The organism is Rhizobium tibeticum, assembly GCF_900110205.1.
GTDB lineage: Bacteria > Pseudomonadota > Alphaproteobacteria > Rhizobiales > Rhizobiaceae > Rhizobium > Rhizobium tibeticum.
Window position 1 is genome coordinate 167495 of the sequence record NZ_FOCV01000005.1, and the last position, 25143, is coordinate 192637.

A 25143-nucleotide genomic window follows, 5' to 3' on the forward strand; every position below is an offset into this window, starting at 1 on the left:
ATGACGGTTGATTTTTCGCCTTTCATTCCTTGGCCGGTCCTGGCGGGTCTGGCAGTCATTGTCGTCGCAACCGCCGCCTTTGCCATCTGGCGTCGTGTGCGCGGTGCCTGGATCCGCTCGCTTGCTGCGCTTGCTTTGCTGACCGCCCTCGCCAACCCGCTGTTGCTGCAGGAAGATCGCGAGCAACTGTCGACCGTCGTGCCTGTCATCGTCGACCGCAGCCAGAGCCAAGAGACGCCTGAACGCATCAAGATGACCGACGATGCCCTGGCGCAGTTGAAGGAGCGTCTTGCTCGCTTCCCCAATGTCGAACCGCGCTACGTCGAGGCGACGGAACCGGACGATTCCGACGCACCCTCGACCCGGCTGTTCAACGCGCTTTCCGCGGCTGTCGCGGATGTGCCGCCCGCGCGCATCGGCGGCGCGATCATGCTGACGGACGGCGAAGTCCATGACGTTCCCGGCGTAAACCAGGCACTTGGCTTCGATGCGCCGATCCACGGCCTGATCACGGGTAAAGCCAACGAATTCGACCGCCGTATCGAAGTCGTCAAGGCACCACGCTTCGGCATCGTCAACGAGGAGCAGCAATTGCTGCTGCGCGTCTTCGACGACGGCCCAAGCCCAGGCGGCACGGCCAATGTCACGGTCAAGCTCAACGGCAACGAGATCGCCACGCTCCAGGCCACGCCCGGTAGCGACACGCCGTTTTCGTTCAAGGTCGAACGCGGCGGCAGCAATGTTCTCGAATTTTCGGTCACCGGCCTTCCGGGCGAGGTTACCGAGGCAAACAACCGCGCCGTCCATGTGATTGACGGCATTCGCGAGAACCTGCGCGTTCTGCTTGTCTCCGGCGAGCCGCATGCCGGCGAACGCGCCTGGCGCAACCTCCTGAAATCGGATGCGTCGGTGGATCTTGTCCATTTCACCATCCTGCGCCCGCCCGAAAAGCAGGACGGCACGCCGATCAACGAGCTGTCGCTGATCGCCTTCCCGACCCGCGAGCTGTTCGTCGACAAGATCAAGGACTTCGACCTGATCATCTTCGACCGCTACCAGCACCGTGGCGTGCTGCCGATCCTCTACTACGACTATATCGCCCAGTATGTGGAAAATGGCGGCGCCCTTTTGATCGCAGCCGGCCCCGAACATGCCGGCCAGGATTCGATTGCGCTGACGCCCCTGTCGTCCGTGCTGCCGGCCGCCCCGACCGGCCAGATGATCGAGAAGGCGTTCTATCCCAGGCTTTCGGAAGAAGGCCGCAAGCATCCGGTCACCCGTGGCCTCGACGGATCCGCTGACGAGCCGCCTCATTGGGGTCGGTGGTTCCGCAGTGTCGATGTCGAGCCGCCGCAGGGCCAGACGGTCATGGTCGGAGCCGACAACCATCCGCTCCTCGTTCTCAATCGCGCCGGACAGGGTCGCGTCGCCATGCTGCTCTCCGACCAGGGCTGGCTGTGGGCCCGTGGCTTCGAGGGCGGTGGTCCGCATGTGTCGCTCTATCGCCGCGTCGCCCACTGGCTGATGAAAGAGCCGGCCCTTGAGGAAGAGGCGCTGACCGCTCGGGCATCCGGTCGCACGCTGGAGATCACGCGCCAGACGATCGGCGCCAACCCCGGCGACGCGACGGTGCGCTATCCCTCCGGCAAGACGGAGACGCTGCCGCTAACGCAAGCCGAGCCCGGCCTCTTCAAAGCCGAGAAGAAGATGGACGAGATCGGCCTCTTCGAAATCAGGAACGGCGAGATGACGACGCTCGTTCATGTCGGCGCGGTCGATGCTCCCGAATTCAAGGCGATGATCTCGACGAGCGAGGCGTTGAAGCCCATTGCCGACAGGTCGAAGGGCCTCGTCACCCGCGTTTCCGATACCAGCGGCGCGATCAGCATTCCGCCGATCCTGCCGGTTCGTGGCCAGATCCGCGTTACCGACAATGATCGCATGCAGATCCACCTTACCAACGAAACGGTCCTGAAAGGCATCAACACGCTGCCGCTGTTTGCCGGCTTCGCCGGTGTCGGTATCCTGTTGCTGGCCTTCGCCGCCATGTGGTGGCGCGAAGGGCGTTAGCGGATGGCTGAGTTTGAGGTAACAGGCTCGCCTGCTGCCGATGATCTCACGACGATCGGCGACGCGCTCTCGGCGTTCAATCTCGATGATGTTGGCCCTTCCGAACGCCGGCCGCTCGCGGTTCTCATTCGTGATACCGATGGAAACGTCACCGGAGGCCTTTCCGGCTATACCGCCTGGGGCTGGCTCTTCACGCAGTTGCTGTACATTCCCGACAAGGAACGGGGCAAGGGATTGGCTGGCAAGATCCTTTCGTTGGCCGAAGAGGAAGCGGCCGCACGCGGCTGCCGTGGTGCCTGGATCGATACCTTCAATCCGCAGGCGCTGCGGGCATACCAGCGCCAAGGCTACGAGCTATTCGGCGAATTGCCTGAATTCCCGAAAGGCCGCACCCGCACATTTCTGCGCAAGCGCCTCGATTAGACGCCGCAACGCGGTACGCGATTTCGCCAGACATCGATGCTCCACCGTCCGGACGAACGGTGGAGCACTGGTCTCTTTCAGCTGTCAGACGGCAATCTTTCCACCGCCGACCTTGGTGATCGCAACGACAGCCGGTCGGACCGGCATGTCATCCTTGAAGTCCGGCCAGCGGGTGGAGAGATCCTCATAGTAGGACGGACGACCGTGGCCCGACCAGTCGTCGCCGCCGTCGCCGGGATGTTGCACGGCTACGAATGCCGTCTGGTCGTCGGGCAAAAAGAGCGGGCCGCAGAGCTCGGCACCCACCGGAACACGGTAGAAGAGCTTGGACGTTGCACGCGCGTCGCCTTCGGTGTCGACGGCCCAGAGACCGTCGGTGCGGCCTGTCGCCTTGTTGTTATTGCCGTCGGTCGCGACCCAGAGGCGGCCGGCAGCATCGATGGAACAGTTATCCGGCATGCCGAACCAGCCGTTCTTCGTCGTTTCGGTCGAGAAGGAAGCGCCGACGTCTGCGACGGCAGGGTCTCCACACTTCAGCAGCACTTCCCACTTGCCCGAGGTTGCCCCGAAGGCACCGCCATCCTCGGTGATCTCGATGATATGGCCGAAGGCGTTGTCGGCACGTGGATTGGCCGCGTCCACTTGCTCGGGCTTGCGCTTCGTGTTGTTGGTGAGCATCACATAGACCTTGCCGTTGACGGCATTGGGTTCGATGTCTTCCGGCCGGTCCATCTTCGTCGCCCCGAGCAGGTCCGCCGCGCGGCGGGTCTCGATCAGCACGTCGGCCTGGCTGGCAAAGCCGTTTTCCGCTTTCAACGGCCCCTGGCCGTGGACAATAGGCAACCACTGCAGCGTCCCGTCCTCGGTGAACTTGGCGACATACAGCGTCCCTTCATCGAGCAGGTTCATGTTGGCAGTGCGGTCATTGGCAGTGTAGGTGCCCGACGTCACGAACTTGTAGACGTAGTCGAAACGCTCGTCGTCGCCGAGGTAGAAGACGACGCGGCCATCCTTGTCGACGATCGATGCAGCGCCTTCGTGCTTCGTGCGTCCAAGCGCGCTGCGCTTCTTCGGGGTCGACGTCGGATCGAGGACATCGACCTCGACGATCCAGCCGAAGCGACTGGGTTCGTTCGGCTCCTTTGCAACATTGAAACGGTCATAGAAGTCTGCCCACTCATAGGCGCCTTCCGGCACGCCGTAGCGCTTATGGTTCGCCGCCTCCTTGTGATCGGCCGGCAGTTCGCCGGAGAAATAGCCATGGAAATTTTCCTCGGCCATAATGTAGGTGCCCCAGGGGGTGACGCCGCCGGCGCAGTTGTTGAACGTGCCGATTACCTTGGTGCCGGTCGTATCGGCGGATGTCTTGACGCGCTCATGGCCCGCCACGGGACCGGTCAGTTCCGTCTCGGTCACTGCGGTTATGCGGCGATTGTACTTGCCGTCCGGCACGACCTGCCACTTGCCGTCGGCTTTTCGGATCTCGACGATCGTGCCGCCGTGAGCAGCCATCTCGATATCGACCTCTTCCTTGGAAAGCTTCGCCTGCTTGATCTTGCCGTCGGCGATCGTCACCAGGCCGGGGAACATCAAATGCGGGTTTGTGTATTCGTGATTGACGACGAGGATACCGTGCTGTGACGAGCCATCGATCGGGATATAGCCGACATAATCGTTGTTGTAGCCGAACTGTCGGCTCTGCGCCGCAGCCGACTGGTTCTTCGGGTCGAAGACCGGCGAATCGGAGAAAAGGGCATCGCCCCAGCGCAAGAGAATATCGGCATCGTACCCCTCGGCGACATGGTGGTCCGCATCGACGCCAGCCTCGACCTCAGTGAAGGAGAAGGCGGAGCCGCCTGCCGCGCGAGCCTTTTGCGCGCTCAACAGCGCGATTGGGCTGACAGTCGCGGCAATGGCCGAAACGGCGAGCGATCCTTGAAGGAAACCGCGACGCGAGAAACGCCGGCCAATGATCTCCCCCATGGTGGGATTGTCGCTGCGGTTATGGCCATCGCCGTCGGCGTCCTCAAGCTGGCTCGTCGGAAAGATTTGCGTCTGTGAAATACGTTCGGTCATCGAACTACCCCCATCATATTGACACCACAGGCCCGCTTTAGAGCGCGTCCAAAGTCTAAATTAGGGACCGCGCGTGACAGTCCTGTGATCAACTGAATTTGAAGTGGGACGGCGATGCCTGGGTGGGCCGCCCGCACACGCTTTTGCACATGTTGCCGGTGCCGGAATCAGCTGAGCGCTGCCTGGCGCGTTTCTGCGTCGATCGCCATCGCGGCAAAGGCCGCCACGACCAGCAGGCCCGCAAACAGGCCGATGGCCAGGCCCAATCCACCTGATACGACGAATGCCATCAGGGACGGAGCAAGCAGCCCGCCGAGGCGCGCCATCGCGCCTGCCGATCCCATGCCCGTCGCCCGCGATGCGGTGGGGTAGAGCTCCGGAGTAAAGGCGTAGAGCGCGCCCCACGTCCCGAGCAGCGCGAAGCTCATGACCAAGAGCGACGCGCCGACCAGCATGTCGCTCGGAGAAACCACGAAGAGCAGGCACCCCAGCGCAGAAAGCAGGCAGAAACCGATCAGCGTCGGCCTGCGCCCCCAAGCCTCGACGCCATAGGCGGCAAGTGCGTAGCCCGGTACCTGCGCAAGTGCGACGAACACCAGAAAGCCGTATCCGCGGACGAAGCCGAACCCGTCGCCGGCCAGCTTCGCCGGCATCCAGGTGAAGACGCCGTAGTAGGAAACGGAAACCAGGAACCAGATCGCCAGGATCAGTGCGCTTCGGCGACGAAGCGCTTCTGAGAAGATCCCTTCCGCCACCTGCGGCGTCGCGACGATCTGGTCGTCGGACCGCAGGGGCGCTTTGTGGTGCAGCGCCAGCATCCTGTTGACGATCATCTTGGCCTCGCCTGTCCGTCCGGTCCGAATGAGGTAGAGGGGAGATTCAGGAACGAAGAAGCGCAGCGTCAGGCCCAGCAGCGCCGGCAGTGCGGTGACCGCGAAAATATAGCGCCAGGGATCGGTCACCCCGGCAACGCTCGCAGCCCAGGCAGCCAATGCGACGATCAGCGTTCCGATCGCCCAGAAGCCTTCCAGCGCGACCAGCCAGCGGCCACGGTTCCTGGTGGGCAGGAACTCGGCCATCATCGCGTAATCGACCGGCAACGTTCCGCCGACCGCCATGCCGGTCAGGAAGCGCAGCACGAGCAGGCTGGTAAAATCGGCAGCGAAGATCGAAAGCGTGCCGAAAAGCGCATCGCAGGCAACCGTTGCGATCAACACCTGGCGCCGTCCGACCTTGTCGGCCAGGCGGCCGAAGGCGGCGGCGCCGATGAGCATGCCGAAAAAGAACAGCGTGCCGGTCTGCAGAGCTTGCGGAACCGTCAATCCAAAGGTGGCTGCAATCGAGGCTGCGGTGAAGCCGACGGCGAGCACCTGCATTGCGTCCGCCGTCCAGACAAGTCCGAAGATGCCGATCAAGCGCCGCTGGAAAGCACCGGTCCCGGCGCGATCCAGCGCCTCGTCCATGGAAATGCGGCTCATGCTCAAAGCCCTTCAAGCTACTGAAAGATCACGCGAAGCGCGCGCCGAGGCGTAAGGCTCAATACCGCACGCGACCTATTTGCGCCAGCCGATAGTTCCCTTGAGCCTTGCATGCGCATCCTCTGCGAGCGGCACCACCAGCACGCGCGCCGGATCGACCGGGCCCGGAAACGTCAGCGCATTGTGGGCAACCTTCTCGAAGCCGAGCGGGCAGTAGTAAGGCGGGTCGCCGATGAGAATGACCGCCTCCGACCCCTTGCGCCGCGCTGCGTCGACGGCAATCCGGACCAGTTCCCGGCCGATACCGCGACCCTTGTGGGACGGCCGGACGGCCAGCGGCCCAAGCAGGTGTCCATTGACCGAACCGGCCTGGACGGGCGTCATTCGCACCGATGCGATCGTTTCCCCGTCATCGGTGCAAATAAAGGAAAGCAAAAGGTCGTGTGGCCCCTGCTCGCGGATTCGGGCTGCGGCCCGCGTATGCCGGCCGGGACCGAATGCTTCTTCGTTGATGTGTTCGATGGCAGCGTCGTGCGACGCATCCTCAGTGAGGTAGACCAGATCGTGCTTGTGCATGATGAGACGGAAACCGGATAGACAGAATTGATGGATCTCGAGCACGCCCTTCGGCGTTCGGGAGCATCAGCGTCGTCGTAGGTTTCTCGGGGCAAACATCAAATCGGGTTCCAGCAGTGTGAAATGGCCGATAGCAGGAAAAATTTCGGTCGTCCAACGGAAATTTAGCGAAAGACCACGCGACGTGACGCAGTGTTCAATCTTTGTCGCCTGCAAAGAAGCAAGAGCTGCGATATCTTCTGCCCGAGGATAATCTGAAGGATCACAACATGGGCATGCTGGTTGACGGCGTCTGGCATGACGTCTGGTACGATACAAAAGAAACCAAGGGGCACTTCAAGCGCGCCGCTTCGCAGTTTCGAAACTGGATTACCGCGGATGGCGCCCCTGGCCCTTCCGGTACAGGCGGTTTCAAGGCCGAAGCCGACCGCTATCACCTTTATGTTTCGCTGGCGTGCCCTTGGGCGCACCGCACGCTGATCTTTCGCAAACTCAAGAAACTCGATGATCTCATCACCGTTTCCATCGTTGATCCCCTCATGCTGTCGAACGGCTGGGAGTTCAAGATCGGTGACGGCGCCACCGGCGACCATCTCTTCGGCGCCAAGACGCTATCGGAAATCTACGTGAAGGCCGATCCGCACTATTCCGGCCGCGTGACGGTGCCGGTCCTGTGGGACAAGAAGGCAAACACCATCGTCAACAACGAGTCTTCCGAGATCATCAGGATGTTCAACAGCGCCTTTGATCATCTGACCGGCTCAACTGTTGATTTTTATCCGCAGGATCTGCGCGCCGACATCGATGACGTTAATACCGTTGTCTACGATACCGTCAACAACGGCGTCTACAAGGCGGGCTTCGCCACGACCCAGGACGCCTACGGGGAGAATGTCGTCAGGCTTTTCGAAACGCTCGATATGCTCGAAGACCGTCTTTCCAAGGCTCGTTATCTCTTCGGCGATCGGCTGACAGAGGCCGATTGGCGGCTGTTCACGACATTGGTTCGCTTCGATGCCGTCTATGTCGGCCACTTCAAGTGCAACATCCGCCGCATAGACGACTACCCCAATCTGTCGGCCTACCTGCGCGACCTCTATCAGACGGCAGGCGTCAAGGAGACGGTGAATTTCCGCCATATCAAGGACCACTACTATCGCAGCCACAAGACGATCAATCCGACCGGAATTGTGCCGATCGGCCCGGCGCTCGATCTCGATCGCCCGCATGGCCGCGCCCGACTGGCAGCGGCCTAGCCCTGTGCTCTACCAGACGTGGGCGGGATCCTCCTCGCCGGCGAGTTCAGCCAGGCGACGACGCGTCGCGTCAGTGGTGCCAGGCGGCAGATCATCGATCGCGAAGAAGCCGCACTCGACGATTTCCCTGTCCGCGGGGCGCGGTGCGGTCTGCTCCACCTGTGTCTTATAGAAGAGAACATGGTCGCGTCGGCTGGCCGCCGTGTTGAAATAGATGTGAAACAGCTGAGGGCGACCGAGAATACGCAGGTTCCCCTCCTCACGAAGTTCCTTGATCAGCGCCTCCTCGGCAGTCTCATTGCGCTCAAGCCCGCCGCCGGGCATATGCCAGCCGGGCACGTAGCTGTGCCGCACGAGAAAGATGCGGCCCGCCGAATCGAAGCAGGCCGCTCGCACGCCCATCGTCATTCCGCGCGCGATCGCGAAATAGACATGCACGATACGCATCAGGAATCGCGACTGCCAGAGGCGGATGGTACCGATCACGCTTTTTCCAATTCCATTAATCCGTTCAAGCAGATGTGTTTGAATTGCAAACTTACTGGGCTATGTGTCGTCGCATGTTCAAGCTCGCGCACATCTCCGATATTCATCTCGGCCCCCTCCCTCGCCTTTCCGTCCGCGAGCTTTTCTCCAAACGCATTACCGGCTTTGTGAACTGGCATCGCAACAGGCGCAAGCACCTTTTCGGCAGCACGCTGGATCTGTTGCTCGATGACATACGCGCGAAGCAAGCCGATCATCTGGCGGTCACCGGCGACCTGGTGAACCTCGCGAGCGGCTTGGAGATCCGCGCCGCCGCCGCATGGCTGAAAGAACTCGGCGACCCCGCAGACAATTCCGTCGTACCCGGAAACCATGACGCCTACGTCCCCGGTGCCTACGAAAAGTCGGTGCGTGCCTGGTATGACAATGTGCGCGGTGATCTTGCACCGGCCGAGTGGCAGGAAGACCGCCACGTTTTTCCCTACCTCCGCGTTCGCGGCAAGGTCGCCATCGTCGGCTGCTCGACTGCCGTCGCAACGCCCCCTTTCGCTGCCAGCGGCTTCTTCGGTGAACGCCAGGCCCGTGATACCGTCAACATGCTGCGTGCCGCTGGCGAGGCCGGCCTGTTTCGCGTCGTGATGATCCATCATCCGCCCATTCGTGGCGCGACGTCCTTCTACAAACGGATGATCGGCATCCGCCGCTTCGGTGCCGTGATCTCCACCGGCGGCGCAGAACTGGTGCTCCACGGCCATACCCATTTGAACACGCTCCACTGGCTGCGCGGCCAGACTGGTCCCGTCCCCGTGGTCGGCATCGCCTCGGCATCGCAGGGGCCTGGCGGGCTGAAACCTCGCGCCGCCTACAATCTCTTCACGATCGATGGCTCGCCCGGCGCGTGGGAACTGACCGGAGAGCGCTTCAGCATCAACTCCATGGGCGACAGCATGGGCAACGAAAGTGCAGATATTTTCAAGGCTTAGCGCCATTTTTGGAATCATCTTGTCGCCGAGCTCACTCAGGAACGCAAAATGACGATATCTTGAATTCGGAAGGCATCGGCGGCCTTGGCAATTGGCGATCGCCACGTACACTCGTTATTTCTGGACCCATCCATTCACGGAGCGTTGCATGCACTTGGCATCCTTTAGCCTTCGCGGCCTGGCTTTGGCCGGTTCCCTTGCCGTCGCCGTCTCTTCCGCAGCCTTTGCCATTGGCGACGAGAGCGACGAAACGAAGCCGCCGCCAAAGACCGAGACGACGACGAAATGCACAAACGGCAAGGTCTGGGACACAAAGCGCAAGGAGTGCGTGGTTGCAAAGAAGAGCTCGTTCAACGACGACGACCTCTACAAGGCAGCCCGCGAATTCGCCTATGCCGGCCAATACGACATCGCTCTGACCGTGCTTCAGCTTGCCAGGGACCAGAACGATCCGCGCATCCTGAACTACCTCGGCTACGCCAACCGCAAGGCGGGCAGAATGGAACTGGGGATGTCGTATTACCGCAAGGCGCTGCAGGCCGACGCGAACTATGTTCTGGCACGGTCATACATGGGACAAGCTTTGGTGGAACAGGGTGATGTGCAGGCAGCGCGCGTCCAGCTCGTCGAGATCCGGGATCGGGGCGGCGAGCAGACATGGGCCCACCGCTCGCTACTGAAAGCATTAAACGGTTACCGCACGTATTGAGGTTTGCCGCGCCGGTGCCAGCGAAGAAAAGCTTTGAGAACCCGTGGGATACGCCGCCGGATGCTTGCGAAGTATCAGGTACTTGTTTCATAAAGGACACAGAAGCGATATAAATCGATTTCCTGCTGGGCGTTGCGCCCGAACGCCCATGCATTACTTGGAAAGACCATGCGTCAACCCGTGACGACCATCGATATCAGACGCGATCTGGTGGGCCTTCTGCCCCGGCTGCGGCGTTTCGCGATGACCCTTGCAGGTGACGCAGCGAGCGCCGACGAGCTCGTGCAGGCGGCGTGTCAGCGCGCCATCGCCAAAAGCAACCAGTGGAACGGCGAAGGCCGTCTGGAAAGCTGGGTTTACACCCTCGCCCGCCAGCAATGGAGCGATGACCATCGTCGTCGCAAGGCTCATACCTCTCCTAAGACCAATGTGACCGATATCCGTGAGGCGAGCCGCGACCGCGCCTCGCTCATCGATCCCGATGTCATCCACCGCATGGTTTCCGAGATGCCAGAAGGCACCTCCAGCGCGTTTCTGCTGGTCGTCGTCGAGGGGCGCAGCTATCAACAGACGGCCGATATTATGGGCGTTGCCGTCAACATCGTCGTGTCACAACTCGCGGCGGCGAAACTGCACTTCGCCAGCGTCGCGGACAATGATCCTCACAGGTACTGATTTGCTCGATTTCAAGAAACTGCCGCTCGATGCTCAGCTGACCGCCCTGCTGGATGGTGAGGCGACGCCAGAACAGAAGCAGGAGCTCGAGCAGCGCTTGGCAACCGACGAAGGCGCCAAGCGGCTCTACGACAAGCTGCGGCACGGTGCGGACTTCGGGAAGCACCGTTTCGACGATATTCTCAAGGAGCCTGTTCCCCTTGCGCTCGTTCGGTCGATCAAGAGCGTACAGCCGCCGAAGGCTCCGGTTGCTCCACGCCTTTCGCGGCCTTCGCTGAAGCTTGCGCCGACCGGACCGCAGGCTCTTGCCGCGGCAATCATCCTGTTCGTCGCCGGGTGCGGCATCGGTTATTTCGCCGCCGGCAGCACCGGCACCGTGCAGTCGGCGCCGCCGACAACGATTGAAGCTGCCTCGGATTCCAGCGAGTGGTTGACAGACGTCATCGCCAATCAACGCCTGATCGCCCGCCAGCCGCGTCATATTTTCGAAGTGCCGTCGACACAGGCGGAGGAAATTTCCACCTGGCTGACCTCAACGGTCGGCGTTGCATTCCGCGTGCCCGACCTGTCAGATCAGGGCTGGACCTTCCAAGGCGCGCGGATCTTCATCGGCGACGGCCGGCCGGTCGGTCAGCTCGTCTACACGAGCTCGGATGGCGACCTTGCTTCCATCTGCTTCCGCAAGGACAACTTGCCCTCCGAGGCCGACGATTTCAAGGAAACGATCAAGGACGAGATCGGTGTGGTCGCCTGGCACAATGCCGGCACGTCCTATGTGCTCGTCGGCCCATCGTCGGAAGCCTCGCTCGGCCAACTCGCAATGCAGGTCGCCACGTCAATCTGAGACGGTTTAGGTAACCCGCCACACGTTGCCGCTAGGTAGCGACTGGTGCGCGCTGTTCTCAGCATGTTCCTGGAAAGCGGCGCAGCGGAGGAGACCGCTGCGCAGATCTTGTCAGGCCATTCCGGCCTTGACCTCGAGCACGCGGTTGGCCGCGGACACGATCGCTTCCAGCGACGCGCCGACGATGTTCGTGCTGATGCCCGCGCCGAAAAGCTTGCCGCCCGGATAGGAGGTCTCGACGTAGGAGATGGCGGCAGCGTTAGAGCCGTGCTGCAACGAATGCTCCGAATAGTCCTCGACCGACATTTCGATGCCGAGATAGTGCGAGAGTGCATTGATGAAGCCGTCGACCGGGCCGTTGCCCCTGCCTTCGATGCGCTTCGTCTCACCATTGTCGGTAATCTCGGCAGCGACGATGCGCTGCCCCTTGTGCTCCGGATCGGCGTAGGTGTGGTGGTCGACGAACTTGATGCGGCCCTTGGGCTGGGTCACGTAGCGCTCGATAAAGCGGTCATAAATCTTCCGTGACGGCAGCTCCTTGCCCTCTTCGTCGGTGATCCGCTGGATGTCCTCGCGGAATTCCACCTGCAGGTTGCGGGGCAGGTTGAGCCCGTAGTCCTGCTGCAGGATATAGGCGATGCCGCCCTTGCCGGACTGCGAGTTGATGCGGATGATCGCCTCGTAGGAACGGCCGACATCCTGCGGATCGATCGGCAGGTAGGGCACTTCCCAGACCGGGTGATTGGCGACCTTGATCGCCTTCATACCCTTGTTGATCGCATCCTGATGGGAGCCGGAGAAGGCGGTATAGACCAGTTCGCCGACATAAGGGTGGCGCTCGCCGATCGGCATCTGGTTCGAATACTCGAACACTTCCTTCATGCGCACGATATTGGAGCAGTCGATCTGCGGATCGACGCCCTGTGTGAACATGTTCAGCGCCATGGTGACGACATCGACGTTGCCGGTGCGCTCGCCATTGCCGAACAGCGTGCCTTCGACACGGTCTGCACCCGCCAGCAGTGCCAACTCGGCAGCGGCGATACCGGTGCCGCGGTCGTTGTGCGGATGCAACGAAATGATCAGGTTCTCGCGATTGTCGAGATTGCGGCACATCCACTCGATCTGGTCGGCATAGACGTTTGGAGTGGCCATTTCGACGGTGGACGGCAGGTTGATGATCAGCTTGTTGTCAGGCGTCGGCTTCATCACCTCGATGACGGCGTTGCAGATGTCTAAAGCCACGTCGAGTTCGGTGCCGGTGAAGCTCTCCGGCGAATATTCGAAACGATAGCCGCCGCCGGCCTTCGCCGCCATGTCGGAGATCATCTTGGCAGCATCGACTGCAATCTGCTTGATGCCCTGGACGTCCTTGGCGAACACGACGCGACGCTGCAATTCGCTGGTCGAATTGTAGAAATGAACGATCGGACGGTTCGCGCCTTCCAGCGCTTCAAAGGTGCGAGTGATCAGCTCCGGACGACACTGCACCAGCACCTGCAGCGATACGTCGTCCGGCACGTTGCCCTGCTCGACGCACCAGCGCGCGAAGTCGAAATCGGTCTGCGACGCCGACGGGAAACCGATCTCGATTTCCTTGAAACCCATGTCGAGCAGCAGTTGGAACATCCGGGCCTTGCGGTCGTGGCCCATCGGGTCGACCAGTGCCTGGTTGCCGTCGCGCAAGTCAACCGAACACCAGATTGGCGCCTTGGTCAGCGTCTTGGACGGCCATGTGCGGTCCGGGATGTTCACCTGCGGATAAGGGCGGTATTTGATCGCCGCGTCGGGCATGCCTTTGGTCTGGGAGCCGGTGTTCGTGTCCATGTCTTTTCTTCCTCTTCCCGTCATCTGGCCAGCCGCGTCATAGCGTATCGGGTCTGGCTTGGCGATGACGAATCCGGTGCGAATGCATCCGGTTGATCAGCTTTCGGGATTGGTCACGAGGAGCGATGGCCTGGGCGGGCTTTCGGCCGCCGGGCGCTCCTCAACGGACCCGGCAACCGCGCGTAAGGCCGAGGAGAAGAAGCGAGGTAAGGGCGCGCGCATTGTCGCGGAGCGCGATGCGCCCGCGTGCAATCTGCTCAGAAATCATGATGCCCGTGCTCTTCATGGTCGCGCTTATAGCCGGGGTACAAAAAACTGGCAATCCCTCCGTCTATTTTTTCGCCGCTTGCACAAAACGTGACAATGCCAGCATCAGCCCTCCGCCGAGCAATCCCCAGAATGCGCCCGAGATACCGGCAAAGGAAACACCGGATGCGGTCACCAGAAACGTGATGGCTGCCGCCTCCCGCGATTCCGGCGCCTGGAAGGCGGCCATTGCCGAGCCCGAGAAGGCGCCGACCAGCGCCAGACCGGCCACAGCCTGGATCAGGATCGGCGGCGCGAGCGCCACGAAGGTGGTCACTGCGCCGGCAAGCAGCCCGAGAATGACATAGGAGATGCCTGAGACCAGGACCGCCCAATAGCGCCGCGCCGGATCGGGATGCGCGTCCTGGCCAGCGCACATCGCCGCGGTAATCGCAGCAAGGTTCACCGCATGGCCTCCAAACGGCGCCGACAGTATCGAGAACAGGCCGGTCACGGAAAACAGCGGCCCGGGCTTTGGCGCGTAGCCATTCACCTTCAAGACCGCAATGCCGGGAATGTTCTGCGACGCCATGGTCACGATGAAGAGCGGCAGGGCGATGGAAATGAAAGCCGGCAGATTGAAGACAGGAGCCACGAACGCGACAGGGGGCCGCAGCGCCTGTTCGATCGAACCGAGCGCTCCTTGGGGAATGTCCACGCCGAAGGCTACCACCAGCACGAAAGCCGCTAGAGCCGCCGGCACCGCCCAGAGCCGCTTGAACGCGCCGACGACGATCCACGCCAGTACGATCGGCAAGCCAAGTAGCGGATTGAACCCGATCGCCCTGACCGGCGCAAAGCACAACCCGATCAGCACCCCAGCAAGCATCGCATTGGCAAGGGGCGCGGGAATAGCTGCAACTGCCCGGCCGAGCGGCTTGAACAGGCCGGCAATAACGATCAGCAACGCACAGATAAGAAACGCTCCGACCGCCGCATTGAACCCACCTTCGACCACACCGGTACTTGCAAGAAGCGCCCCACCCGGAGTGGACCATGCGATACTGATGGGCACACGCGTCACGGTGCTGAGCACGATCGCGCAAAGCCCCAGCGAGATCGACAGCGCCATAAGGCCCGACGCGGCCTGCGCATCCGTCGCGCCGACACTCTGCAGGCCATGCAGCACGACCGCGAAGGAGCTGGCAAATCCCACGAAAGTGGTGAGAACGCCCATGAACAGGGTTTGCACGGAGAAGTCTTTAAGCATGGCGGGACTCGAACTGAATGCAACTGCCGCATGGAGCATTAGACGTGGAAAGAACACAAGCCCGCGACGGCCAAGTTCCGTTCTCCTGCACCATCGAGCCGTCTTGCAAAAGAGACGCTCCCAATATTCGAAATGCTGTTGACCTGTCCCCTAGGGTTGCCCCGATAAGCAGGGCGACAATCAACCAACGAGGTGAGTCGTGAGCAATTCCGCAGACTTTTTGAGCCCGTCCGAGGCGGCAGCGCGGCTAGGTATCTCCATCTAGGCGCTGCGGATCTATGAGCAACGCGGCCTCCTCGACCCCTTGCGCACATCTTCCGGCTGGCGCGCATACGGGCCAGATGAGATGGCCCGCGCTGGCGAGATTGTGGCATTTCGTGCACTCGGCCTCAGCCTCACACAGATAGCGCAGGTTCTGAAGGGTGATCGCGGCGGCCTCGAACACGTACTCGCCTTGCACCAGGCATCGCTCGAAAGCGGTGTGCAACGGCTCGTCGAAACGATCGGCCGCGTCGCGACCTTCCGCAGGGCCATCGCCGCGGGCCACGCCCCGTCCCCTGCCCAACTTGCCTCGATCATGCCAAGGTCTCCGGTTCTTGCAGTCATTGAACTGCCTTGGCCATGGGGCGGTGAACGTTTTGAACTGCGAGACCTCAAGGCTCTGAACTACATCGTCGGTCCGCTTGGAAGCGGCAAGACGCGGCTCGCCCATGCCATTGCTGACGCGTTGCCGGATGCCCGCTTCCTGGGCCTTGATCGCGCAGCCGCGACGAGCGCCGATATCGATGCGCGATTGGATATCGATCCGGCATCGAAGGCGCGCTTCCTGCAAGCCCTCGACTGGCTTATCGATGAGGGCGCCACCGCCTCACTCGCCTTGAAAGCGCTTCTCGCCGAATTGGAGGCGGAGCAGCAGGGAATGCTCATCATCGACATGATCGAGCAGGGATTGGATCAGGCCACGCAGGAAGCCTTGATTTCCTACCTACGCAATCGTCCCGCAACCGCGCGCACTCTTTTCATGCTGACGCGTTCGAAGATGATCCTGGATCTCGGCGCTGTGACACCGAATGAAGCAATCATCTTTTGTCCGGCCAACCGTAGCCCACCGATGACCGTGCATCCCTATCCCGGGGCGCCGGGCTATGAGGCGGTCGCAACCTGCCTGGCGTTGCCGGATGTCCGTGCGCGCACGGAAGGCGTTATTGCCTGGCGGCCCGCCGTCGCTTGACAGCGGGCGCCTTGCTTCCTGAGTTTACGACGCGCGCCGGACGACGAAGATCATCTCCTCGGCGTTTCGCTCGTCGAAAGGCTGGCGGTCCCAATCGCCGTAAACGGCGTCGGCGCGCAGCCCGGAAGCCTCCAGGTGCCGCTCGATATCGTTGCGCGACAGAAACAGCAGCTCGCTTTCTGAGACAAGCGTCTCTTCGGGGAAATGATAGCGGGTTTCGAAATGGGCCCGCCCTTCGTCGTAAGAGACCACGTCGCGCGTCTTGCGAACGACAAGCCCGTCGTGAATGACCTCGAACACACCGCCGTCCCAACGTGCTTTCCAGTCTATTGCGGGATTGCGAGACTCAAAGACGATCCGGCCGCCCGCCGCCAGATGCTCGCGCATGACGGCAAGGGTTGCGAGGATGGCGTTCTCATCGAGTAAGACCTGAAAGGCATGACCGGTCATGATGATCAGATCAGATCGAAGCGTTTTTCAGATCGAAAGTCCTGGGAGCAACACTCTACCCATTCGATGCTGCAGCCATTCGGTTTGCGTCTTGCGATTTCGAGCATCCGTGCTGAAGGATCGGCGCCGGTCACGTCATGGCCACCTGCCGCGTAGGCATCGCAGATCAGCCCGGTGCCGCAGCCAAGATCGAGAATTGACTTCGGCCAGCCGTCCGCCAGCGAGAGATAGAAATCGCGATCCTGCGACCAACCGCAGGCAAGATCATAAAGGGCTGCCAGGCGCGGATGCTCATAGTGTAGATCGGGCATGTCGAAACCCCGCTTACCTCGGCTCGGCAAACAAAAAAAGCGCCCTCACCCGCCATCCAGCAAGCAAGGGCGCTTCTCATAGCACGAAATCAGATGTCGGACTGCGACGTTACAATGCGAGAAACGAGGCCATAAGCCTTGGCTTCTTCCGCAGACAGCCAGTAGTCGCGGTCGGTATCGGCAGCGATCTTCTCGTAGGGCTGGCCCGTGGCCTCGGACATGATCCTGTTCAGTCGCTCGTTCATCTTGATGATCTCGCGAGCCTGGATTTCAATGTCGGATGCCATGCCACGCGTGCCGCCGGACGGTTGGTGCAGCAGGAAGCGCGTGTTCGGCAGGCAAATGCGCTGTTCCTTCGGCGCCGCGACATAGATCAGCGCGCCGGCCGACGCGACCCAGCCCGTTCCGATCATCCAGACCTTCGGCTTGATGAACTTGATCATGTCATGGATCGAATCGCCGGATTCGACATGACCGCCAGGCGAGTTGACGTAGATGCGAATGTCCTCGTCATTGGCCGCGGAAAGCGCCACAAGCTGCGTGCAGACCTTCTGCGCGAGTTCCTGCGTGATCGGCCCGTAGATGAAGATCGAACGCGACTTGAAAAGGTTCGCCTCCGTTTCCTTGCCGAGCGGCAGTTCCTTCGTCTTGTCGTCCTGTTCTTCTTCTTCGTACATTCGAACCTCTCTTACGTCGAATTCGGGTTCCCCGCACATAGTGCGACTCCATGCGTAAAACAATGCGGGAAAAAGACAAGCCACGGAACGGATGAAGATATGGTTAGGTAGCCCGGCGGCTTACCGAAATGTAACTTGGCGCGGCTTTGAAAAGTCGAAATCCGTTCCTACGTCATCCCTAGGCGCAAATCGCCAGCAACAGAGGAGACCGGCCATGTCACCTGAAGAACGCCAATTGTTGACCGCCCTTTTCGAGCGCGTTCGCACCGCGTCGGCAACGCCGCGTGACCATGATGCCGAAGCGCTGATCGATCAGGGAACGCGCGAGCAACCGTATGCCACCTATTATCTGGCGCAAGCTGTGATCGTGCAGGAAAAGGGCCTCGAAGCGGCGGCCAATCACATCAAGCAGTTGGAAGAGCGCATTCGTCTGCTCGAAGCCGACCAGAGCGAATATCACAAGGCTGAACAGGGCGGCGGCTTCTTAAGCTCGATCTTCGGCAGCAGCCAGAGCCCGCAGCAGCCGGCGTCTCCCCCGCCTTCCTCAGGCCCATGGGGAAGCGCCCCGCGCCAGCAGATCCAGCAGGATCGCGGCTTCGACACTGCCCCGCGCGCCATGTCGCAGCAACCGACCGGACCCTGGAGCCCGCAGGCGGCGCCCTCCGCAGGCGGCAGCTTCCTGCAGGGAGCGCTCGGCACCGCGGCAGGCGTTGCAGGCGGCATGCTGCTTGCCAACTCGCTGAGCGGGATCTTCGGCAGCCACATGTCGTCGCTTGGCTGGGGTTCACCGCTTGCCGGCAACAATCCCTTCGGCAACGCGCCGACCGAAGAGACCGTCATCAACAACTACTTTGGCAACGACGGCGACAAGCAGCAGGCAGCAGCCAACACCACAAGTAACGATAACAGCGACGACAACGACGCTGCCGGTCTGCAACAAGCAGACTACGACACCAACGATGACGCCTCTTCCGACAACGATCAATCCGACTTCGGCAATGACGACAGCTTCAACGTCTGACGCGGTCTGGTTGCCTTCGCTTGATGCCGATCTGTCGGTCGCGGCGCACGAAGATGCTCCCATCCGTTGTCGGACGTATATCAGCAACCGACAGATCAACCTTGACGAGAGAGGCGGAGTTCTCGATAAGGTCGGAAGCGTTATGGCGGTTTAGCAGGCAAGAGCTTAGTGAACATCCTTATTATCAGTCGCAGGTCAGAGCACGAGAGAAGGCATTTTCAGTCTCAACAGATGGCGAGACTTGGATTGGAGTATCGTTTTCTTGATGCGTTTGAAGCAAGCGACCTATCGCCCGAAGACTGCCAGGGAGCCGCGAACACCTGGCCAAGTCCGACGCTTCGCCAGGACATAGCCTGCTTCACCTCGCATAGAATGGCATGGAACGCCGTCGTAGAGCGAAACGAAAAGACAATCATACTGGAAGACGATGCCGTCCTTTCGAGTGATATTGGCGACGTGATAACGACGATCCGCGACCGAGATGACGATTGGAATTGCGTCTACGATCTGGAATTCGTCCCTCAGCCCCATATCGTGGCAAAGTCGCCGCTTTGGATCGACGATCGCACCGGCCACAAGGCGACGCGCGTCTTTCAAAATCGGCTCGGCCTGGCTGGCTATGTCATCGGCCCGCGAGCAGCCACCAGAATGCTTGAGGATACGAGGAAGTATGCGCTGGTCGACGCGCATTTCTGGCATCGATCCTGGGTTGCGGCCCTTCAGATCGAACCCGCTCCGGTGGTCCAGCTGCGTTTTATCGGCGACAGCACGGTCAGGGCGGCGCCCTTCCTTCGGACATCCGAAGACGATGCATTCAGGCCACAGAGCAAGCTGCGCAAGCATTTCATGCGCTTGCGTCTCGAGCTCGTGAAGGCGCGCAATCTTATGCGAGCCGCCCATTTTCGAAGCGAGAAGCGCCAAATCCGTATGGATCGCGCCAAGTTCACACTCGCGCCCGACCACCACAAGGTTTGAATTCCGGGGGACGTTCAGCCAAATCACCCCAGCCGCCATCCGTTTGGCGGCGGGATAACGGTGCTGTGTTGGTCAAACGAACGCCTCAGCCGCGACCGCGATAGGTCGCGACGCCCTGGTCGGGCAGCCACACGTTCTCCGGTGGCTTTCCGGTCTGCCAGAACACGTCGATCGGAATGCCACCGCGCGGATACCAGTAGGCGCCGATCCTGAGCCACTTCGGATCGAGCAGCTCGACCAGCCGCTTGGCGATATAGATCGAGCAATCCTCGTGGAAGGCGCCGTGGTTGCGGAAGGCATGCAGGAACAGCTTCAGCGACTTCGATTCCACCAGCCAGTCGTTCGGAATGTAGTCGATCACGATGTGGGCGAAATCGGGCTGCCCCGTCATCGGGCAAAGCGACGTGAACTCCGGCGCAGTGAAGCGGACGACATAGTCGGTGCCGGCGTGGCTCGACGGCACCCTCTCCAGCACCGCTTCCTCAGGTGTTTTCGGAGATTCTGTCTGGCTGCCCAGCATGGATAGGTTGGATACGTCTGTGGTGGGCATTCAAGCCTCCTTGATGACTTTGACGCGGATGCCATGGGCTTTTTCGCCCTCAGGCTCAACGTGAATGGCGATGCTGGAGCCCGGATGCGCTGCGCGGATGGCATCTTCAAGGCGGTCGCAGATATCGTGCGCCTGCCTTACAGACAGGGCGGCCGGCACGACAAGGTGAAAATCGACGAAGGTGACAGTGCCGGCGCGGCGCGTCTTCAGGTCGTGCACGCCGATGGAGCCCGTGGCGTGCGTGGCGATCGCCTGCATGATCGCCTCTTCCTCATCGGGTGTGACCGCCTGATCCATCAGGCCCCCGATCGAATGCCAGATCACCTTCCAGCCCTGGTAGAGAATGTTGATGGCGACCAGAATGGCGAGTACTGGGTCGAAGATCGCGTAGCCGGTGGCCAGCGCCAGCAGCAGGCCGGCGAGAACGCCGACGGAGGTGACGACGTCGGACATGATGTGCTGACCATCCGCCGTCAGCGCCGCCGATCGGTATTTGCGTCCGGTCCTGATCAGGAGTTGCGCCCAGACGGCATTGATCACGCCGGCGACAAAGTTGATCGCCAGGCCGAGGGCCGGTGCATCCAGCATCCGCGGATCGGAGAGATGCCCGATCGCCTCATTGACGATCAGCAGCGCCGCCACGACGATCAGTGCGCCCTCGGTCACCGCTGAAAAATATTCCGCCTTGTGATGGCCGAAGGGATGATCGTGGTCGGCCGGTTTCTGCGCATAGCGGATGACGAAGAAGGCGACGAAAGCGGCAACGACGTTCACCGTCGATTCCAGCCCATCCGACAGCAACGCCACCGAGCCTGTCGCCCACCATGCGACCATCTTCAAGCCCATGACGCCGAGCGACATCGGGATACCCCAAAGCGCCAGCCGCCGAACCGTAAGACTGCCCTTTTCGTTCATCTTCATCCCCTGCGCAGACATCGGTGCGGATGCGAATGAATTGCAGAAACCAGCCCATTCAAACGCAAAACCGCCCGCGCGAAAATCGCACAGGCGGCCCATGAAGCTCATATGTGTGATGATACCCATTTTGTCAAACAGGATCCGTAAGAAAGATTTCGACGGGTCGCCGTCGCAAACGGCGATCCTGACCGGTCGCCGCGAATGCCGGGCGCGACCGGTCGCTAACGACTCTCGGCCGGACTTGAGGACGTCGATACTGCCGCACTTTCGGCTGTGAAACTGATGGATTGCGGCCAACGGAGGAGTGCCGCTTCGCCGGCTGGCGTCAGGGCATAGACACCCTTCTCCCGCCGTTCGAACCAACCATACACATTGCCGAGCAGGATCTTGCCTGCATCCGGTGCCAGCGCCTTCATGTCGCGCGGCCGCACGAGCCCCTGGCTGAGTACAGCGGCGCAAATCAGCGCCCGCTGGCGATAGGCCGTCATGATCGGTGCCCGCGAGCCACCGCCAACCACCGGATCTCCACGCCGGCGCTGATGTTCCTTGACGAGCCGCGACCGGCGCTTCGGATTGGTGCGCGGCATCGGCGAGACGGAACTGACGATGACGCTGACTTGCCCGGTATCGGCAACACCGAGCATGCCGATCCCCAGCCGACGGCAAAGATCGCGATAGCGCTTGTCGGCCTCGCGCCCCCGCCCCTTGGCGGAAACGCGTGCGGCGATCCACACTTCATCGCTCATCGCGGCTCGATCGACGGCCTGTAGGACAAGTTCAAGATTGAAGCTGAGCTTCAGCTCACACACCACGACGACAGGCGGCTCACCCTCGCTCAAGCCGACGAGATCGCATCCGCCGATCTCGCCTTTGACGACATAGCCCGCAGCCTCCAGAAAGCCTTTCACCGGCAGGTAGAGCGAGGTTTCCATCATGACGCGAGCTTATCAGGGGTTGATATCGGCGATGTCACCGTGCCGGACAAGCAACCGCGGCGACGACATATCGCCGGTCTCCTCGTCGACCATCACGGCATAGGCCGCGACGCCGACGAAACGCGAGGCCATGGAGGTGGCAATCTTCTCGGCGCTGACAGCGTTCGATGCCTGGCGCATCTCGCCCGGCACCAGATTGCCCCGGTTCTTACGGTACGGGAGCACGATAAATTTCTCAGCATTGGCCACGACGTTATTCCTCATTCATCGTTCCCGAAATGTTCTGATTTGTTGCAGGATGTCAATCAGAACCTGCCGGCTCTCGTCGCTGGTGTGAGAACTGCACACCGTCAAGCCGATGCGAGGCGAGGAGCGTGGGCGGCACAAAATCGTCCGCGCCGCCACGGCGGCAGCCGCGCAAGATCGCTGTTCACCGCAGATTGTCCGGAGACGGCTTCATGAGCAAATGCGGCATGATCGTTGTAAAGATGATGTAGCGAAGGTTCGGGTCGTCCAGATCAAGCGCGCCGTCACGAAGGAAGCCGAAGCCCGCAAGAATGTCGGCGTCAACCGGCACGGCGATGTCGCTATGGATCGGATTGCTGAGGACGAGGATGCGGTGGCGGACGTCTCCCGGCGTCGGATCGTCGCGCCAGATCGGCCTTGGCAAAACGATGCCGGCCGAAGTTGCCGCAGCGATCAGTGCGATGACGATCGCGAATGATTTCAGGATCTTCAGCTGAGAGAGCAGTGGATGCTTAACAGCTACTGTGGCAATTTGGAGTAGAAAATCCTGACATGACACGGAAATATTTCCGCGGGCCCGGGCGGTATGGCCACCACATTGGCCATGCCGCCGATTATCTCCAAGGAGGCCGAGACGGCCTCGCCTGACGCGTCGTCTCAGGCCGCCTTTGTCTTTGCCTTGCGGGACAGATGGGCGACGACGTTCTCGATCATCCGCATGCCGGCATCGCCGCCAAGCGTCATGATCGATTCCGGGTGGAACTGCACGGCCGCAATCGGTTCCTTGTCGTGCTCGATGCCCATGATCGTGCCGTCTTCGCTTTCCGCCGTGATGATAAAATCACGCGGCAAGGTCGAGGGATCGGCGAAGATCGAGTGATAGCGGCCGACCGTCACCTCCTTGCCGAGGCCGGAAAAGACGATGCCCGGCTCCAGCACACGAATGCGCGACGGCTTGCCGTGCATCGGCAGCGCCAGATGGCGGAGTTCTCCGCCGTAGGCCTCAGCCAGCGCCTGCAGTCCGAGGCAGACGCCGAAGATCGGAAGGTTGCGCGCCCGCGCCTTCTTGATCGTCGCCTTGCAATCGAAATCCTTCGGATTGCCGGGACCCGGCGACAGCACGACCAGATCCGGATCCAGCCGGTCGAAGATCTCGTCCGGCACCGGCGTGCGAACCGTCGAAACGGTCGCGCCGGTCTGGCGGAAGTAGTTGGCCAGCGTATGTACGAAGCTGTCCTCGTGATCAACAAGCAGGATATTGACGCCCTTGCCGACGGCAGCGACGTCGCGGCTGACCCTGCCGGAGTTGCCGGCCTTGGCATCGCGGATGGCGGAAAGCATGGCGGAGGCCTTCAGTTCGGTTTCGGCTTCTTCTTCGTGCGGATCGGAATCGTTGAGCAAGGTCGCTCCTGCCCTGACCTCCGCGATCCCGTCCTTGATCCGAACCGTGCGCAGCGTCAGGCCCGTGTTCATGTCGCCGTTGAAGCCGACCATGCCGATCGCCCCGCCGTACCAGGCACGCGGGCTCTTTTCATGGCTTTCAATGAAGCGCATCGCCCAGAGCTTCGGCGCGCCGGTTACCGTCACGGCCCAGGCGTGGCTGAGGAAGCCGTCAAAAGCGTCCATGTCGTCGCGCAGCCGGCCCTCGATGTGGTCGACGGTGTGGATCAGGCGCGAATACATCTCGATCTGGCGGCGGCCGATGACCTTCACCGAGCCGGGTTCGCAAACGCGGCTCTTGTCATTGCGGTCGACGTCCGAGCACATCGTCAGCTCGGATTCGTCCTTCTTGGAATTCAAAAGCTTCAGGATCTGCTCACTATCGGCGATCGGGTCCTCGCCACGCTTGATCGTGCCCGAGATCGGGCAGGTCTCGATGCGTCGGCCGGACACACGCACGAACATTTCAGGCGAGGCGCCGACCAGATACTCCTGGTTTCCAAGATTGATGAAGAAGGAATAGGGCGACGGGTTGATCGCCTTCAGGCGCTTGGAAATGTCGGACGGCTTGCTGTCGCAGCGCTCCATGAACTTCTGGCCGGGCACCACCTCGAAGAGATCACCTTTGCGGAAGCTCTCCTTGGCCTTCACCACCAACTCGGCATACTCGCCGGGACGGTGGTCGCTCTTCGGCGGAATGGCGTCGGTGCGCTGGAACGGCTCGGCCGGAATGTCGCCCGCCTTGCCCTCGGTCGAAAGCCCGCTCTTTTCGAAATCGTAACGGTCGATCCAGGCCTTGGCAGAGTAGTTGTCGACGACGAGGATTTCATCCGGCAGATAGAGAACCATGTCGCGCTGGTCGGACGGGCGCGTCAGCTTCAGGTCGATTGCATCGAACTGGAAGGCAAGGTCGTAGCCGAAGGCGCCATAAAAGCCGAGGTTCGCATCCGCCTGCGAATAGAAGAGATCGGTGACAGCGCGCAGCACCGTGAAGATCGTCGGGATCTTCGAGCGTTCTTCCTCGGTAAAAGCGCGCTCCGGGGTCTTCACCGTCAAATCGAGGCGCCGCGCCGTGGAGGCGCCGAGCACCAGATCGGAGACCGTCTTCAGGCGCTCGGTAATGAAGGAGAGGATCACCTCACCGCGCTCGTTGTAGGCCTCGATCCAAACGTCGCGGCCATGGCAAGAAATCCCGAGTGGCGGATCGACGACGGCAGTGTCCCAGCGGGTGTAACGGCCCGGATATTCGTAGTTCGACGAAAACACGGCGCCGCGGCGCTCGTCGAGCTTGTCGATATAAGAGGAGACCGCATCGGCATAGGGGATCGCCCGCCGCTGCCGGGTGACGGTAATCCCGCCCCGCGTCTCGTAGATTTCCGCTCCGTCATCCCGAAGGATCGTTACCATTGTTCCACTCCGTTATCGGGGCCCGGATGACAGGCAGTCTTAAAAACAAAAAAGCCGCCTGGC

General features: G+C 61.2%; 24 protein-coding genes and 1 pseudogene. 10 read left to right on the forward strand and 15 right to left on the reverse strand.

The features are described 5' to 3' along the window. The gene (locus BSG20_RS07755) at positions 1–2070 is read left to right on the forward strand and encodes a hypothetical protein (RefSeq protein WP_072373093.1); all 2070 of its coding nucleotides are present in this window, start codon (positions 1–3) and stop codon (positions 2068–2070) included. 3 nt (positions 2071–2073) lie between these two features. Further along, positions 2074–2493 (forward strand): GNAT family N-acetyltransferase, encoded by a 420-nt coding sequence (locus tag BSG20_RS07760; RefSeq protein ID WP_072373096.1) that lies wholly within the window; start codon positions 2074–2076, stop codon positions 2491–2493. Between the two features lie 84 nt (positions 2494–2577). Here BSG20_RS07760 and BSG20_RS07765 read toward each other — a convergent pair whose 3' ends face one another. The 3 genes and pseudogenes from BSG20_RS07765 to BSG20_RS07775 form a co-directional block, all read right to left on the reverse strand. Further along, on the reverse strand, positions 2578–4569 hold the full coding sequence (locus BSG20_RS07765; RefSeq protein WP_072373099.1) for a PhoX family protein: 1992 nt from the start codon (positions 4567–4569) through the stop codon (positions 2578–2580). 167 nt (positions 4570–4736) lie between these two features. Next, the gene (locus tag BSG20_RS07770) at positions 4737–6047 is read right to left on the reverse strand and encodes an MFS transporter (RefSeq protein ID WP_072373102.1); all 1311 of its coding nucleotides are present in this window, start codon (positions 6045–6047) and stop codon (positions 4737–4739) included. 75 nt (positions 6048–6122) lie between these two features. Then, positions 6123–6690, reverse strand: a pseudogene (locus tag BSG20_RS07775) (GNAT family N-acetyltransferase). A 202-nt stretch (positions 6691–6892) separates the two neighbouring features. Here BSG20_RS07775 and BSG20_RS07780 point away from each other — a divergent pair. After that, positions 6893–7879, forward strand: a complete 987-nt coding sequence (locus tag BSG20_RS07780) for a glutathione S-transferase family protein (RefSeq protein WP_072373378.1) — start codon at positions 6893–6895, stop codon at positions 7877–7879. Between the two features lie 9 nt (positions 7880–7888). Here BSG20_RS07780 and BSG20_RS07785 read toward each other — a convergent pair whose 3' ends face one another. Next, a complete protein-coding gene (locus BSG20_RS07785; RefSeq protein ID WP_072373381.1) occupies positions 7889–8326 on the reverse strand; it encodes an NUDIX domain-containing protein in 438 nt (145 codons plus the stop codon). A 113-nt stretch (positions 8327–8439) separates the two neighbouring features. Here BSG20_RS07785 and BSG20_RS07790 point away from each other — a divergent pair, with 113 nt between their 5' ends. From BSG20_RS07790 to BSG20_RS07805, 4 genes are all read left to right on the forward strand, one after another. Further along, positions 8440–9348, forward strand: coding sequence for a metallophosphoesterase family protein (locus BSG20_RS07790; protein ID WP_072373105.1), 909 nt, complete (start codon positions 8440–8442; stop codon positions 9346–9348). A gap of 148 nt (positions 9349–9496) precedes the next feature. Next, positions 9497–10057, forward strand: a complete 561-nt coding sequence (locus BSG20_RS07795) for a tetratricopeptide repeat protein (RefSeq protein WP_072373108.1) — start codon at positions 9497–9499, stop codon at positions 10055–10057. A gap of 168 nt (positions 10058–10225) precedes the next feature. Beyond that, complete coding sequence (locus tag BSG20_RS07800; protein ID WP_072373110.1) at positions 10226–10732, forward strand: RNA polymerase sigma factor; 507 nt, start codon at positions 10226–10228, stop codon at positions 10730–10732. A gap of 1 nt (position 10733) precedes the next feature. Then, positions 10734–11576: an anti-sigma factor family protein gene (locus tag BSG20_RS07805; RefSeq protein ID WP_072373384.1), complete on the forward strand. Its 843-nt coding sequence runs from the start codon at positions 10734–10736 to the stop codon at positions 11574–11576. Positions 11577–11687: 111 nt separating this feature from the next. Here BSG20_RS07805 and leuA read toward each other — a convergent pair whose 3' ends face one another. After that, positions 11688–13403: a 2-isopropylmalate synthase gene (gene leuA / locus BSG20_RS07810; protein ID WP_072373113.1), complete on the reverse strand. Its 1716-nt coding sequence runs from the start codon at positions 13401–13403 to the stop codon at positions 11688–11690. Positions 13404–13734: 331 nt separating this feature from the next. Then, positions 13735–14919, reverse strand: coding sequence for a benzoate/H(+) symporter BenE family transporter (locus BSG20_RS07815; RefSeq protein ID WP_072373387.1), 1185 nt, complete (start codon positions 14917–14919; stop codon positions 13735–13737). A 274-nt stretch (positions 14920–15193) separates the two neighbouring features. Here BSG20_RS07815 and BSG20_RS07820 point away from each other — a divergent pair, with 274 nt between their 5' ends. Beyond that, entirely contained in the window at positions 15194–16150 is a 957-nt protein-coding gene (locus tag BSG20_RS07820; protein WP_280142175.1) for a MerR family transcriptional regulator, read from the forward strand. Positions 16151–16174: 24 nt separating this feature from the next. Here the strand turns inward: BSG20_RS07820 and BSG20_RS37280 are convergent, their stop codons facing one another. From BSG20_RS37280 to BSG20_RS07830, 3 genes are all read right to left on the reverse strand, one after another. Continuing rightward, positions 16175–16600, reverse strand: a complete 426-nt coding sequence (locus tag BSG20_RS37280) for a hypothetical protein (protein WP_244541279.1) — start codon at positions 16598–16600, stop codon at positions 16175–16177. A 5-nt stretch (positions 16601–16605) separates the two neighbouring features. Further along, positions 16606–16911: a class I SAM-dependent DNA methyltransferase gene (locus BSG20_RS37285; protein WP_244541280.1), complete on the reverse strand. Its 306-nt coding sequence runs from the start codon at positions 16909–16911 to the stop codon at positions 16606–16608. 89 nt (positions 16912–17000) lie between these two features. Further along, positions 17001–17588 (reverse strand): ATP-dependent Clp protease proteolytic subunit, encoded by a 588-nt coding sequence (locus BSG20_RS07830; protein WP_072373116.1) that lies wholly within the window; start codon positions 17586–17588, stop codon positions 17001–17003. A 214-nt stretch (positions 17589–17802) separates the two neighbouring features. Between BSG20_RS07830 and BSG20_RS07835 the strand changes: the two genes are divergently transcribed. Then, entirely contained in the window at positions 17803–18609 is an 807-nt protein-coding gene (locus BSG20_RS07835) for a DUF2076 domain-containing protein (RefSeq protein WP_072373119.1), read from the forward strand. Between the two features lie 168 nt (positions 18610–18777). Then, on the forward strand, positions 18778–19584 hold the full coding sequence (locus tag BSG20_RS07840; RefSeq protein ID WP_072373122.1) for a glycosyltransferase family 25 protein: 807 nt from the start codon (positions 18778–18780) through the stop codon (positions 19582–19584). 85 nt (positions 19585–19669) lie between these two features. On the opposite strand, the gene queF is transcribed toward BSG20_RS07840, so the two are convergent. The 6 genes from queF to BSG20_RS07870 form a co-directional block, all read right to left on the reverse strand. After that, on the reverse strand, positions 19670–20134 hold the full coding sequence (gene queF / locus BSG20_RS07845; protein ID WP_072373125.1) for a preQ(1) synthase: 465 nt from the start codon (positions 20132–20134) through the stop codon (positions 19670–19672). Continuing rightward, positions 20135–21049, reverse strand: coding sequence for a CDF family cation efflux transporter EmfA (emfA, locus tag BSG20_RS07850; RefSeq protein WP_072373390.1), 915 nt, complete (start codon positions 21047–21049; stop codon positions 20135–20137). Between the two features lie 224 nt (positions 21050–21273). Next, entirely contained in the window at positions 21274–21984 is a 711-nt protein-coding gene (locus tag BSG20_RS07855) for a DUF2161 domain-containing phosphodiesterase (protein ID WP_072373393.1), read from the reverse strand. A gap of 15 nt (positions 21985–21999) precedes the next feature. Continuing rightward, on the reverse strand, positions 22000–22236 hold the full coding sequence (locus tag BSG20_RS07860) for a hypothetical protein (RefSeq protein WP_037118251.1): 237 nt from the start codon (positions 22234–22236) through the stop codon (positions 22000–22002). A 181-nt stretch (positions 22237–22417) separates the two neighbouring features. Then, complete coding sequence (locus tag BSG20_RS07865; protein ID WP_072373128.1) at positions 22418–22792, reverse strand: hypothetical protein; 375 nt, start codon at positions 22790–22792, stop codon at positions 22418–22420. A 98-nt stretch (positions 22793–22890) separates the two neighbouring features. After that, positions 22891–25080, reverse strand: coding sequence for an anthranilate synthase (locus BSG20_RS07870; RefSeq protein WP_072373131.1), 2190 nt, complete (start codon positions 25078–25080; stop codon positions 22891–22893). Positions 25081–25143: the final 63 nt, after the last annotated feature.